We start from the raw sequence: 13021 nt of genomic DNA, 5'->3' as shown, positions 1-13021 counted from the left end.
CATGAGTCAGGACGAAAAATATATGCTTCGGGCATTGGAACTCGCTTTATTGGGTTTAGGTTCTGTCAGCCCTAATCCAATGGTTGGTTGTGTGATTGTCCATAAGGATGAAATCATAGGTGAGGGCTATCATGAAGAATATGGCCAAGCCCACGCAGAACCTAATGCCATATCATCCCTCAAAAATCCTGAATTGCTTCCTTTTTCCACGGTATATGTCACATTGGAACCTTGTGCCCATTGGGGAAAAACAGCCCCCTGCGCCAATCTTTTGGTGGAGAAAAAGGTAAGAAAGGTAGTCATAGGAACAGTAGACACCAACCCACTTGTAGGGGGCAAAGGCATTCAGATTTTAAAAGATGCGGGAATAGAGGTAGTTACAGGTGTATTGGATAAAAAGGTAAGGGAGCAGAATAAGAGGTTTTTTACTTTTATGGAGAAGAAGCGTCCTTATGTTATCCTGAAATGGGCTCAGACCAAAGATGGCTTTATTGCCAGAGAAAATTATGATTCCAAATGGATCAGCAATCCCTATAGTCGTCAATTGGTCCATCGATGGAGATCAGAAGAAGATGCCATTATGGTAGGTACTTTGACTGCCAAATATGACAACCCTCAATTGAATGTACGTGAGTGGGTAGCGAAAAATCCCATCAGGATAGTAGTTGACCGAAAACTGACCCTTGATCCCGGTCTACATCTCTTCGACCAAAGCCAATCAACTTTATGTTACAATCAGGTTAAGACACAAAAGGCAGATAATCTGGAACATGTCAAACTTCCTGAAGGATTCAATATTGGTGAAATCCTGGAAGATCTGTATGAAAGAAAAATCCAAAGTCTGATTGTGGAAGGTGGCGCCCAATTGCTGAATAAATTTATTCAGGAGAACCTTTGGGATGAGGCTAGGGTTTTTACCGGACAGGTTCAATTTGGAAGTGGTATTCCGGCACCCCAACTAAATAGAATTCAAATTGAAGATCTTGACATTATGAAAGACAAGCTAATAATTTCAAGAAATAGTTTAAATTTGGATATATAATTCTGAGATAATGAAAAAAGAACAGGTTAAGGAAATCTTGGAAAAGATGCCAAATGAGTTTGATATTGAGGATTTGGTGGAAAGACTGCTTTTCATCCAAAAAGTTGAAATTGGAATGAAAGATTCTTTGGATGGAAAGACCATCACGCTTATCGAAGCAAAAGAAAGATTTTTTAATTTAATTGATACTAAGTAGAATGTCTGAAACTATATACATACCTACCACTGCGACCAAAGCAGAAAAATACCAAGCAATCCTTCCTCAAATTGAAGCCTTGATTTCTTCTGAGACAGATTTATATGCCAACTTGGCCAATGTGGCCGCAGTTTTGAAAGAAGCTTTTGGGTTTTTTTGGGTAGGGTTTTACCTGGTCAAAGGTGAACAATTGGTACTTGGCCCTTTTCAGGGGCCTGTGGCCTGTGCCCGTATTGCTTTTGGCAAAGGGGTATGCGGTACCGCATGGAAAGATGGCAAAACACAATTGGTCCCGGATGTGGATGCATTTCCCGGCCACATTGCCTGCAGTTCGGCTTCAAAATCAGAAATTGTCGTTCCGGGATTCAAAGAAGACAAGGTTTGGATAGTCCTTGATGTGGACAGTGACAAGCTTGATGATTTTGATCAGGATGATGTCACCTATTTGGAAAAGTTGATGCAGCTTTTAGATGAAAGTGTTTAATTACTGAATGCCGTTTTCTTTTCTGTAAATGTCAATTTTCATTACTACCAATGACAGATTTGAAAATTGATGGTACAGAACTACAAATAGCATTCAAATCTATTACAGAACTTTGCCTTGTCACCTCGACGTCAGGAGAGGTCTGCTGCCAGCTTCGATGTCATTCCCTTTCTGAACATTTTAAAAATGTTAAAGACTCGGGATGACGAGTAACCTGATGTAACTGCCCACTGAAAACTTACTAATAATAAACAAACCTCCTAAGTTGCTCAAGGTGAAAAACCTTCGAGGTCTAAAAAAAGACCTCAAAGGTTAGCGGCACCTGACCTTTGAGGTTTCCAAAACCTCGAAGGTCTTTCCAGTATACAGGACTTTCATTGTTTATACCTTTACTATCAAAAAAACCTTTGAGGTTTCCAAAACCTCGAAGGTCTTTCCAGTATACAGGACTTTCATTGTTTATACCTTTACTATCAAAAAAACCTTCAAGGTCTAAAAAAAGACCTCAAAGGTTGTCGTACCCTGAACTGCCTACCGAAAACTGCCTACTGAGACTACTTCACCTCCCACTTCTCAATGGACTTTGGCTCAAATCCTGCCATTTTATCCAATAACTCAACAGGGTTGCTGCTCACAATCAACAGATCCAATTGCGCTTTGTGTAAAAATCCCTCTTGTACAGCATGGCTCAAAAATGCAATCAATCCATCATAATACCCATTGACATTGTACAGGGCTAGAGGTTTTTGGATGTAGGCCAATTGGTTGAGTGTCATGATTTCAAATAGCTCCTCAAAGGTGCCAATACCTCCCGGCATGGCAATAAAACCATCACCCCGCTCGGCCATCAGCCATTTTCTATCACGCATGGTTTCTACTACGGTAAGTTCGGTACATCCATTATGTGCCACCTCAATGTCAACCAATTTTTGGGGAATAATCCCGTAAACCTTTTTCCCGGCAACCAGCATAGCATCAGCGATTACCCCCATCAAACCCACATTCCCTGCCCCATAGACCAAAGCCAAATCTCTTTTGATCATTTCCTTGGCCAATGCCAGAACACCTTGTTCATAGGCCGGATTTTTACCTTTATTGGATCCGCAGTAAACAGTGATTTTTTTCATATTTGGGGTTTTTTGAAGAAGTTTAAATTGATTCAGCGCTTTATTTTTAATAATACACTTTTTTTATGAAATGCATGGAAGTCCGAAGTCCGAAGTTGGGAAAATTATATAATCAATTCTTGAATTGGGTATAAGAAGCTGGATAATCCGAAAAGAATTTAACCGCAATGTATTTTTAGAAGCCAATTTCTTATCAGTATAAGTATAGGTGTAAATTAAATCAATAGATGGTTAAACTGTCATTTCGGGCTATGTCATGTCCTGTAATTACTTGACACTTTTTTTATTATTTTTAATTTGTTTCACCCCTTCATCCAATGAGATTGCCACGTCGCAGTAAGGACTGTTCAAAATATCAAAGTTTCCCAAGTGCTTCCTACCAAAATCGGCAGGCAGGCTCGCAATGACGCGTCAACCTCCTACTTCGGACTTTCAACTTCAGCCACAATAAGCAAAGGAAACCAGATCACTTACATCATTACCGTCAATTCTACAATGTATATATAATTTTAAAATTCTATTTTTGGGAATATGAAAATCTGCTTTGCTACAAACAATAAAAAGAAAATTGAAGAAGTAAAATCTGCTCTTGGACCTGATTTTACTATTGTTTCTCTGGAAGAAATAGGGTGTCATGAAGAACTGCCCGAGACTGGGGATACCCTCCATCACAATGCTTTTCAAAAAGCCCGGTATGTTCGCGAACATTATGGAGTTGATTGCTTTGCAGATGATACCGGATTGGAAGTAGAGGCCTTGGATGGCGAACCGGGAGTGTATTCCGGAAGATATGCCGGTGAACCGAGGAGTGATTCCAGCAATATTGAATTGTTATTGGAAAATATGAAGGGTCAATCCAATAGAAAAGCCAAGTTCAAAACAGTCATTGCGTTGGTTTTAGAAGGGAAAGAATATGCTTTTGAGGGAATTGCTGAGGGTGAGATCATCCATGAACTAATAGGATCGGGAGGTTTCGGATATGACCCGATTTTTAGGCCCGATGATTATGACAAGACTTTTGCCCAACTGAGCATGGAGGAAAAAAATGAGATCAGTCATAGAGGCAAAGCTGTGAAGGCTTTGGCAGACTTTCTCAAATAATTTATTAATTTTAGCCTCCATGAGCAAACCATTTATTGTAGGAATTACAGGAGGTAGCGCCTCCGGGAAGACACTTTTTTTGGACAAATTATTACATTCTTTTGAACCTGGGCAGGTTTGTTTGATTTCTCAGGACAATTACTATAGACCCCGACACCAGCAGCCTATGGACGAAAAGGGTGTCCACAATTTTGACACCCCAAATTCCATTGACTTTTCTCAGTATGCTGAAGACATCAAAAAAATCCAAAGCGGAGAAACCGTCTATCGCCAAGAGTATACTTTCAACAATCCCAATAAAAAACCCAAAACACTGGAGTTTGCTCCTTCCCCGGTAGTGGTGGTAGAGGGGATTTTTGTGTTGTATTATCCCGAACTGGCGGACTTGCTGGACTTGAAGGTTTTTATAGATGCCAAAGAATACATCAAATTAAAGCGAAGAATAGTACGTGATAAAGTAGAAAGAGGCTATGATTTGGATGATGTGCTTTACCGATATGAAATGCACGTGATGCCAACTTATGAAAAATACATTGAGCCTTTCAAACACGATGCGGACATCATTGTACCGAACAACAGTAATTTTGACAGGGCTTTGGATTTGATTAGAAATTATTTGAGATCGAAAATCAAATAAAAAAATCTAAAGAGGATACTATCTGTTTTTTTTAAAATCTAAGCTTTGGATAAAAAAAAAGCTGTCACCAATCCGGGACAGCTTTTTTGAAAGAGAATTTTATCAATTATTGGGCCAATTGCCCCATATGGAACAGTGACCGGCATTGTCGGTGCCTGCTAATTGTCTTTGTGGTCCAGAATAAGAAGCATTCATAACCGCCCTAGGACTGAACCTAAGTCGACCATTTCTTGCTAAAAATGCCGCTCCAAAATGTTCCTGACTTAATCCGTGTCCCATCTCATGAAGTACTATTGTTTCGACATCTGCCGTTCCCGGTGCACCCGTAGTAGTCCAAAGAAATCTATTGTTGTAATAAATTTCTCTTAATGCTACATCAAATTTGCCATCATTGTTGGTGTCCACAAGATTCCCATCTGCATCTCTAAATGCAAAAGTGAATGTTACACCCAAGATAAAATTCGATCCATTAGGTACTATCTGATCAAAAAATCCAGCTGGCATCCAACCTGCATGGTTGATATCAGCGATATATCCTGCTGCCCCTCCAAATCCAAATTGTGCTGCTACAACACCCACAGCAACTGGGATATTTCCAATTCTATTTAGTCCAATGGTAGAACATCTTGCATTTTCCCAAGTTGATATCGCACTTTCAATTACAGGTTCAGTATCATCCACAGTTAATCCGGAAGGTGCAGCTGGTCTAAATCTGTCAATATAGTATGAAATATCTGTTTCCCCGGATATTCTTAAATTGGGTGCCCAATCAAAAATCAGTTGTTTATTTCCACGATCTGAAAATATCAGAGTTCTTCCCACCTCGTTGCTTTCTTCGGCAGTGATATATGTAGCACTCACTAATACCATGTCATGGAGATTGTCAGAATTCAATCTTGCTGATTCATTCACAGGCTGAACAGGAACTGGATCAAATCTCTGCTCAGAATATACTACAGGGTGGCCGTCCAAGAATTCTTCGATTTCCAAACCATTTTGAATATCTTCATTTTGACAGGAGAAGAATCCCAATGACAGTATGATTGCAATCGGGTAAATGTGTTTTTTCATAATAATTTATTTTAGTGGTTAACAAAATAATATCTTCTAATATAATGACTCGAATTACATTTTGTTTATAATCAACTACATTTATTTAAAAAAAATGCAAAAATTATTTTTGGATTTTTTTGGATGAAAGGAAATTTTCACGTGAATTTTATATTAAAATTTACATCAAAAGGTTAAAAATAGACCCATCCTATTTTAAATTTCTCAAAAACACAATCTGTATAAACCTGATTATCAAATAAAAACACCGAATTCGGTTTTTATTCGAACAAAATATGTTTGTCTTTCCAATTATTTCTATATTTGCTGCCCGTGAGAAAAAAAGCGAAAGATATGAACCTCTGGAAACAACGCGTCACCTTGATGTTGACGATGTTGTTTTGCATGATTGTAGCAGGAACTGAATATCTGCCGCATCACGAACAGGAAAAATCTCCTGTAAGTAAGGAACAGTCCAACAAAGCTGACCAATCTCCCGACAATCAGACTTTTTTGAATATTGCGATAGATGCGGTAGTTCCTTTTGTAACTGTACTTTCCCAACAGGTATTCTATTTGATCTATGAAAACCTTGTTTTTGAAAAACCAACTGTATCTGAGCTAGGAGTAGCCTTTCCGGTCAATCTTCCCTATTGGGAAATTCTGTTGGAAAGGATCATATCGCCCAACGCACCCTGATTTTTTTTAATCCCTCATTTCCCAAAGCCCCAAAGAGCTTTCAATAATCAATCGTAATCAAACAAAACAATTAATCATATGCGTAACCAAGGTGTTATCGTGTTTCTGACAGTGGTGGTCACAGCATTGTGTCTGTATTACCTGTCATTCACATTTGTATCCAATAATATTAACCAAAAAGCTGTGGAATTTGCCACAGATGAGACTGGCAACGTTGAGTTTGCCAAAAAACAGGCTTACCTGGATTCCATTTACAGAGAGCCGGTTTACAATTTCCTAGGTGCCAAATTCACCTATAAGGAAATCAAAGAAACAGAATTGGGACTAGGTCTTGATTTGCAAGGTGGTATGCATGTTACTTTGGAGGTTTCTCCTGTGGAAATCGTCAAAGGACTTTCCGGTAACAGTAAAGATGTAGCCTTCAATGCTGCCCTTGAAGAGGCAACAGAAGCTTCCAAAACCACCAATGAGAAATTTGTTGACCTCTTTTACAATTCGTGGCAAGATAAAGCTGCTGGTCAAAAATTGAGCGGTGTATTTGCTACCGCCGCCAACCGAGGCAGAATTTCCCTTGAGACTTCAGACACTGACATTCTCAAAATCATTGATACGGAAGTAGAAAATGCCATTGAAAGATCTTTCAATATCCTAAGAACAAGGGTGGATAGATTCGGAACATCTCAGCCAAATATCCAAAGAATCCAAGGATCCGGTAGAATTCAGATCGAATTGCCAGGAGTGGATAATCCGGAAAGGGTAAGAAACCTGCTACAAGGAGTTGCAAAGTTGCAGTTTTGGGAAGTAGCTGAGGTAAACGAGTACCTTGCAGAATTGGAATCTGTAAACAGTCTATTGGTAGCAGAATCCCAAGCTACGAAAACTGAAACTACTCCTGATTCGGTAGCAACGGAACTGGAAGGAGAGGATTTGGCAAGTGAACTTGAAAGACAGTTAGCGGAAACCACAGATCCGGATGATTTTTCATCTCAGGTTTCACCAATTTTCTCGCTGACCAAGTCCAATGCGGGATTGGTTTATGAAATTAGAGATACGGTTGCAATCAACAGGATTTTTGCACGTGAAGATGTAAAATCTTTACTTCCAAGAAACATTAAATTTTTATGGTCTGTGAAGCCTCAGAAATCAGATGACCTGGAATTATTGGAGCTTCATGCCATCAAAATCAGCCGAACAAGTGATCAGGCACCTTTGGAAGGGGATGTGGTGACAGATGCACGTCAGACTTTGGATCAGACTTCTAGACCTGCTGTCAGCATGCAGATGAACGCAGACGGTGCCAGAAAATGGCGAAAACTGACTTCCGAAAACATTGGAAGAAGGATTGCGGTTGTTCTTGATGATTTTGTTTATACCGCTCCAATGGTACAGGGAGAAATTCCGTCAGGCCAATCAGAGATCACCGGTAACTTTAGTATGGAAGAAGCCAAAGATTTGGCCAATATCCTGAAATCAGGTTCATTGCCTGCCCCTACCAAAATCGTAGAAGAAGCCATCATCGGCCCAACATTGGGTAAAGAAGCACAAAACCAAGGTATCATTTCAATGGTGGCCGGTTTGGTTTTGGTGGTCTTGTTTATGGTAGCTTATTATGCTAAAGGTGGATTTGTAGCCATTGCTGCTTTGGTCTTCAACATCTTCTTTATCTTGGGGATTTTGGCCCAATTGGGTGCAGCGTTGACTTTACCCGGTATTGCAGGTATTGTATTGACCATTGGTATGTCGATCGATGCCAACGTCTTGATATTTGAAAGGATCAAAGAAGAAATCCGAAACGGTGCAGGATTGATTGCTGCCATCAATGAAGGTTACAAGAAAGCATTCTCAGCTATCCTTGACTCCAACGTCACAACATTCCTTACCGGTGCTATATTATATGCCTTAGGCCAAGGTCCTGTAAAAGGATTTGCAATAGTATTGATGATCGGTATTGCCTCTTCATTCTTCTCCTCCGTATTTATTACCAGGGTGATTGTACATTGGTCAACAAAAAAAGGTGACAAGAGCAATATTTCGTTCTCTACGCCTTGGGCAAGAAATCTATTGGGCAATCTGAATATAGACTTCCTGAGCAAAAGAAAAATCGCCTATATCATTTCATCATCCATAATTATAATCGGTTTGGCTATTGCCGCCATCAACGGATTGAAATTTGGTGTGGATTTTACAGGCGGACGTTCCTACATCGTAGAATTCTCCCAACCTGTGGTAGAGTCCGATTTGAAGGTTGGGCTTGATGGTGAATTTGATGGTTCTGTGGAAGTGAAGACTTTTGGAGGAAACAACATCGTAAAAATAACCACCTCGTATCTAATCAATGAAGATGATGATGACTCCAATGCAGAAGTTGAAAACAAAGTGAAGGAGGGAATTGCCAAGATAACAGGGTTAGCACTTACAACAGGAACTGAAATCGGTGATGGACAATTTGTCATCAGAGGTTCCTCAAAAGTAGGTGCTACAGTGGCAGATGATATCAAAAAGTCTTCCGCCGAAGCCATGTTCTTTGCATTGGTTGCGATATTCCTATATATCCTTTTGAGATTCCGTAAGTGGCAGTTCTCCTTGGGGTCGATCATTGCATTGGTTCACGATGTATTCTTTGTAATCGCAGCATTTGCCATTGCGAGTGCGCTTGGAGCAACATTCGAGATTGATCAGGTCTTTATTGCTGCTATGCTAACGGTGGTAGGTTATTCCATCAATGATACCGTGATTGTATTTGATAGGATCAGGGAAAACATGGAATACAGAGGAACCTCAAAACTGGTGACTATGTTCAACGATGCCATCAATCAGACCATGGCGCGGACTTTGATCACTTCTGCCACAACTTTGATAGTTGTATTGGTATTATTGGTATTCGGTGGTGAAGTTTTAAGAGGATTTTCATTCGCCTTGTTCATCGGTGTATTGGTCGGTACTTACTCTTCCATCTATATTGCTTCACCAATTGTAGTGGATTTGATGAAGAAAGAACTGGAAGCCGAAAACTTACAAGATCCGGCAAAAAAGACAGCATAATTCAATTATTTTCGAAAAAATCAAGGGAGATGTGCCAAACATCTCCCTTTTTTTGTGTTTTTTCTGAAAAAATACCCTGTTTACGGGATTTTTTTGCTCTTTTATTAAGGATACCTTGCAAGTTCAAAAATCTGATAAATGTTAGGAAGTATTTATCACACCGTGATAGCTTTAAGTTTATTCATTTCCTTTATTAGTGTGTTTGTCACTAAGAAGGAAGTCCGATCTATTCACATTTTGATCTTGGTTATTCTAGCTTGGGTATTGGCTTTTGAGTCTTACGGTCTGATCACTTCAAGAAAGGGAATCAACAACTCTCTATTGTATAATGTATCGTGGGTGAATGTCGAATCACTCCTCTTGATTTCCTATTTTTACATTCTTGAAAAAAGTCAACAATTCAAAAAAAGAATCATTCAAACCAGTTTGATAATTATAGCTTGGGGTGTTGTCAACAGTATATTTTTACAACCCATTGCCCTTTCCTTACAATATTACTCCCTTTTGCCATTTGCAGCATTTATCATTTTTCTGGCAATCCGCCTATTAAAAAACTTATTGAATCTTCAACTATTCCCAGACCAAAATCTGATGGCCATACCACATTTTTGGATCAGTAGTACGGTTTTGTTTTTCTACTTGGAGGCCCTGTTACTGTTTGGAACCTATCAATTTAATCCGGAATTTGTCGTAGAAAACGTAATTGTTTTATTTGCATTCAATAAATTTATGGCCGGTTTGATGTATATCTTCTTTGGGATATCCTTTATTTTCCCCCATTTATCAAAAAATTCCAATATTCTGAAAATAGGATTGGTATTCCTTTTATTAATTTCAAATATTTCCTTTATATTTTTGAACACATAAACATTTAAAAAATGACAAGAGACGAATTAGAAGCATTTAGAGCGGCCTATCAAAAATCTGCAAAAAAAAGTAAAAAAGCCAAAAACAAAAAAGGAGAACTTATCAACGAACAATCTGATTGGGTTTGGTTTGACCGTGATACCATCCAAAAACTATTGGAAATGACCGACCCTGAAAAAGGCGGAATTAAAATCTATTTTGGCCAATATGACCAGAAAAATGTAGAAATGCTGCCAGAAGATATGAGAAAAAAACATGATTTCGTGGGCAGGGTTTCCCTTGCGTTGATGGCATGCAACAAAACTGAGACCGAATTCGAAGACATCTATTCCCGTTCAAATGAAACGCAGGATGCTTCGAAAATGATGCTGATGAGTAGTGGAAATGGTGATAGTCCAGTAAATGCCGGGAGTGTTTGCCCACCAATTTGCGTCCCATAAGTAATCGCTATGCAGCCTTTTTTTTGGTATAATAGTTTGATTTTTTTAGGAATGTTGCTAAGCATTCCTTATTTTTTTGTTGGAGATAATCGAAACCAAAAAAAGTTTTTGATTATTTTTCTGATTTTGCTGCTGATAACCATTGTGGAAATATTCGGTAAGTATAAACAACTTTTAGGTGAGAACAATACCTTCATTTACAATATTGGCTATGTGTTAATTGGCCTTTCCTTGAAAATATTTTTCTTTTATCTGGTATTCCAAGAAAAAAAGGTGAAGCGGTTAGTTTTATTCCTGATGACATCATTTATCATTTGGTGTGTCATAAATTCTCTATTCTACCAGACTTTTGACGTATTCCATCACTATTCTTTGGCTTTTGGAAGCTTAATGATTATTGCCCTTTGTTTTTTTTATTTTTACGGAATATTTTTTAAAAATTGGTATCTTGAAATGAATTTGCTCGCCGTGCCTGAGTTTTGGATAATTTCTTTTTTGATGTTTTTTTATTCTGCTTCACTTTTATATTTTATTTCATTTAGCTTTTTAACAGAAAGAATGGAAATTGAACTTTTACTCAAACTTAATTTTTTGATTCAGATTATTGGGGCCACTATGTACATGGTAATGGGCTTGGCATTTTATGCGCCGCGATTGTTTAAAGAAACTGCATATTGAAAATTCAGATTGGTTTTACTGAATTCGATTTTTATCTTACAATTTCATTGAGTTTTAAGATATGGAAGCGATTACATGGTATAATGGATTGATCGCTATTGGGATGCTGGTAAGTATCCCATATTTCTTTTTATCGGAGAAGGAGTACCAAAAAAAACACCTTCTCATCTTTTTGATCTTGGTTTGTACAAGCGTTGTGGAAGTTAGGGCCAGGCAACTTCAACTTTTGAAAATCAACAATACTTTGGTTGTCAACACAGGTTATATCATCATAGGTATATCCCTTTTATTCCTTTTTTTCTATTTGACCCTGAACCAAAGTAAAAAACCGCTTTACTTTTGGATTATCTACATGGGATGGATCATTATCAATTCAATTTTTTTCCAGCCCATAGCAACTACTTTCCAAAATTATTCATGGGCATTGGGTAGTTTGTTGATTATCGGAATGTGCTTATATTTCTTTTTTGGCCTTTTTTCAAAAAGTCAGTTTGAAAATAAAAACCTGATTTCCATTCCCGAGTTTTGGATCGTTTCCTTTTTGATGTTTTTCTATGCAAGCTCATTTCTATACTTCATCTCTTTCACCTTTTATGAAGAAAGAATGGACATGGCTTTATACCTGCAATTGAATTTTCTGATCAAGATTATGGGTAGTGTCATGTATTTAGTGATGGGTTTGGCATTTTATGCACCACATATTTTTAGAAGCGAAGTCGAATGACAAAGCATTCTCTTCATTTTAAAATGCAGCAAAAAAAATACCTAAAAGCAAAATTGATGGCATAGGCTGGAATTATTGGATCATTCATGTATCTTAGTCCATTCTTGGCCTGTCACCAAAAGCTATCCCAAGAATTTCAACCAGATAACTATAGGTATTTAATTAAATGGAGAACAACGGATCTGACCTGTTTGTAATCATCCTTTTAGGTTTTTTCCTGATGCTGTTCATGGTGTCATTCATCATCATCATGGTCATCTACCATAGGCAGCGGCAAATCCAAAACCAGCAAAAAGTGGAATCCATAAAAGCCACTTATGAAAATACCATCTTGAATGTAGAGAAAGAAATCAGGGAAGATATCCTTGGTCATGTGGGTCGTGAACTTCATGACAATGTTGGGCAGTTGCTTTCTTTGGCGAAGCTGAACCTTTCTAGCAGCAAAACAGAAAAAGTCCACGAAGGAAAAGTTTTGATCAATGAAATCATCAGGGAGGTAAGATCTTTGTCCAAATCATTGAATTTGGATTGGGTGGAATCCATCACTTTGGAGGAATTCATCAAAAAAGAACTGGGTAAGCTTGAAAATGCTGAGTTTTGTGAAGTCACCTATCAAAGTAATGGGCAGCCCCTTCAGTTAAACAAGGAAAAAAAGCTTGTGTTGATCAGAATTATTCAGGAATGTTTGAACAACGCCATCAAACACGCCCAACCTTCCCTGATTGATATCAGGGTCAGTTCAGACGCATCAAAATCAGAAATAATGATAAAAGATGATGGTAAGGGATTTGATGTCAGTAAAAATTCTGAGGGCTCAGGAATGTATAATCTGAAAAACAGAATGACCACAATAGGAGGAGAACTCCAGATCCTTTCAAAAATTGGAAAAGGAACTGAGATAAAATTAGTATTACCACATCAACCAATTGAATAA

At 38.3% G+C, this 13021-nt stretch carries 13 protein-coding genes; 11 read left to right on the top strand and 2 right to left on the bottom strand.

All coding sequences use genetic code 11. The features are described from left to right. Window position 1 precedes the first annotated feature (1 nt). Genes ribD through HMJ38_RS17585 form a run of 3 tightly spaced genes read left to right on the top strand, consistent with a single transcriptional unit; the run spans window position 2 to window position 1722 of the window. The gene (gene ribD, locus HMJ38_RS17595; RefSeq protein ID WP_194975737.1) at window positions 2-1042 is read left to right on the top strand and encodes a bifunctional diaminohydroxyphosphoribosylaminopyrimidine deaminase/5-amino-6-(5-phosphoribosylamino)uracil reductase RibD; all 1041 of its coding nucleotides are present in this window, start codon (window positions 2-4) and stop codon (window positions 1040-1042) included. A gap of 10 nt (window positions 1043-1052) precedes the next feature. After that, complete coding sequence (locus HMJ38_RS17590; protein ID WP_194975736.1) at window positions 1053-1238, top strand: hypothetical protein; 186 nt, start codon at window positions 1053-1055, stop codon at window positions 1236-1238. Window position 1239: 1 nt separating this feature from the next. Continuing rightward, a complete protein-coding gene (locus HMJ38_RS17585) occupies window positions 1240-1722 on the top strand; it encodes a GAF domain-containing protein (protein ID WP_194975735.1) in 483 nt (160 codons plus the stop codon). A 554-nt stretch (window positions 1723-2276) separates the two neighbouring features. Here the strand turns inward: HMJ38_RS17585 and HMJ38_RS17580 are convergent. After that, window positions 2277-2849, bottom strand: coding sequence for an LOG family protein (locus HMJ38_RS17580; RefSeq protein WP_194975734.1), 573 nt, complete (start codon window positions 2847-2849; stop codon window positions 2277-2279). A 531-nt stretch (window positions 2850-3380) separates the two neighbouring features. Between HMJ38_RS17580 and HMJ38_RS17575 the strand changes: the two genes are divergently transcribed. Both HMJ38_RS17575 and udk read left to right on the top strand, forming a co-directional pair. After that, complete coding sequence (locus HMJ38_RS17575; protein ID WP_194975733.1) at window positions 3381-3950, top strand: non-canonical purine NTP diphosphatase; 570 nt, start codon at window positions 3381-3383, stop codon at window positions 3948-3950. Window positions 3951-3969: 19 nt separating this feature from the next. Next, on the top strand, window positions 3970-4587 hold the full coding sequence (udk, locus tag HMJ38_RS17570; protein WP_194975732.1) for a uridine kinase: 618 nt from the start codon (window positions 3970-3972) through the stop codon (window positions 4585-4587). A 102-nt stretch (window positions 4588-4689) separates the two neighbouring features. Here the strand turns inward: udk and HMJ38_RS17565 are convergent, their stop codons facing one another. Beyond that, complete coding sequence (locus HMJ38_RS17565) at window positions 4690-5658, bottom strand: hypothetical protein (protein ID WP_194975731.1); 969 nt, start codon at window positions 5656-5658, stop codon at window positions 4690-4692. Window positions 5659-5991: 333 nt separating this feature from the next. Here HMJ38_RS17565 and HMJ38_RS17560 point away from each other — a divergent pair, with 333 nt between their 5' ends. From HMJ38_RS17560 to HMJ38_RS17535, 6 genes are all read left to right on the top strand, one after another. Next, window positions 5992-6336 carry a hypothetical protein gene (locus HMJ38_RS17560; RefSeq protein ID WP_228780119.1) on the top strand — a complete coding sequence of 115 codons (345 nt, stop codon included), beginning with the start codon at window positions 5992-5994 and terminating at the stop codon, window positions 6334-6336. 78 nt (window positions 6337-6414) lie between these two features. After that, window positions 6415-9378 (top strand): protein translocase subunit SecDF, encoded by a 2964-nt coding sequence (gene secDF / locus HMJ38_RS17555; RefSeq protein WP_194975730.1) that lies wholly within the window; start codon window positions 6415-6417, stop codon window positions 9376-9378. A 138-nt stretch (window positions 9379-9516) separates the two neighbouring features. After that, on the top strand, window positions 9517-10245 hold the full coding sequence (locus HMJ38_RS17550) for a hypothetical protein (RefSeq protein WP_194975729.1): 729 nt from the start codon (window positions 9517-9519) through the stop codon (window positions 10243-10245). 11 nt (window positions 10246-10256) lie between these two features. Further along, window positions 10257-10685: a hypothetical protein gene (locus HMJ38_RS17545; protein WP_194975728.1), complete on the top strand. Its 429-nt coding sequence runs from the start codon at window positions 10257-10259 to the stop codon at window positions 10683-10685. Window positions 10686-11424: 739 nt separating this feature from the next. Beyond that, entirely contained in the window at window positions 11425-12087 is a 663-nt protein-coding gene (locus HMJ38_RS17540) for a hypothetical protein (RefSeq protein WP_194975727.1), read from the top strand. Window positions 12088-12253: 166 nt separating this feature from the next. After that, window positions 12254-13021: a sensor histidine kinase gene (locus tag HMJ38_RS17535; RefSeq protein WP_194975726.1), complete on the top strand. Its 768-nt coding sequence runs from the start codon at window positions 12254-12256 to the stop codon at window positions 13019-13021.

The organism is Aquiflexum lacus, assembly GCF_015476655.1.
GTDB classification, from domain to species: domain Bacteria; phylum Bacteroidota; class Bacteroidia; order Cytophagales; family Cyclobacteriaceae; genus Aquiflexum; species Aquiflexum lacus.
The sequence above is the reverse complement of the archived record's forward strand: the minus strand, read 5'-3'. Positions and strand labels throughout refer to the sequence as shown.

What these genes read in the sequence shown, in the direction of transcription:
- ribD (WP_194975737.1), top strand. Translation starts at nt 2, where the DNA reads ATGAGTCAGGACGAAAAATATATGCTTCGGGCATTGGAACTCGCTTTA.
- HMJ38_RS17590 (WP_194975736.1), top strand. Translation starts at nt 1,053, where the DNA reads ATGAAAAAAGAACAGGTTAAGGAAATCTTGGAAAAGATGCCAAATGAG.
- HMJ38_RS17585 (WP_194975735.1), top strand. Translation starts at nt 1,240, where the DNA reads ATGTCTGAAACTATATACATACCTACCACTGCGACCAAAGCAGAAAAA.
- HMJ38_RS17580 (WP_194975734.1), bottom strand. Translation starts at nt 2,849, where the DNA reads ATGAAAAAAATCACTGTTTACTGCGGATCCAATAAAGGTAAAAATCCG.
- HMJ38_RS17575 (WP_194975733.1), top strand. Translation starts at nt 3,381, where the DNA reads ATGAAAATCTGCTTTGCTACAAACAATAAAAAGAAAATTGAAGAAGTA.
- udk (WP_194975732.1), top strand. Translation starts at nt 3,970, where the DNA reads ATGAGCAAACCATTTATTGTAGGAATTACAGGAGGTAGCGCCTCCGGG.
- HMJ38_RS17565 (WP_194975731.1), bottom strand. Translation starts at nt 5,658, where the DNA reads ATGAAAAAACACATTTACCCGATTGCAATCATACTGTCATTGGGATTC.
- HMJ38_RS17560 (WP_228780119.1), top strand. Translation starts at nt 5,992, where the DNA reads ATGAACCTCTGGAAACAACGCGTCACCTTGATGTTGACGATGTTGTTT.
- secDF (WP_194975730.1), top strand. Translation starts at nt 6,415, where the DNA reads ATGCGTAACCAAGGTGTTATCGTGTTTCTGACAGTGGTGGTCACAGCA.
- HMJ38_RS17550 (WP_194975729.1), top strand. Translation starts at nt 9,517, where the DNA reads ATGTTAGGAAGTATTTATCACACCGTGATAGCTTTAAGTTTATTCATT.
- HMJ38_RS17545 (WP_194975728.1), top strand. Translation starts at nt 10,257, where the DNA reads ATGACAAGAGACGAATTAGAAGCATTTAGAGCGGCCTATCAAAAATCT.
- HMJ38_RS17540 (WP_194975727.1), top strand. Translation starts at nt 11,425, where the DNA reads ATGGAAGCGATTACATGGTATAATGGATTGATCGCTATTGGGATGCTG.
- HMJ38_RS17535 (WP_194975726.1), top strand. Translation starts at nt 12,254, where the DNA reads ATGGAGAACAACGGATCTGACCTGTTTGTAATCATCCTTTTAGGTTTT.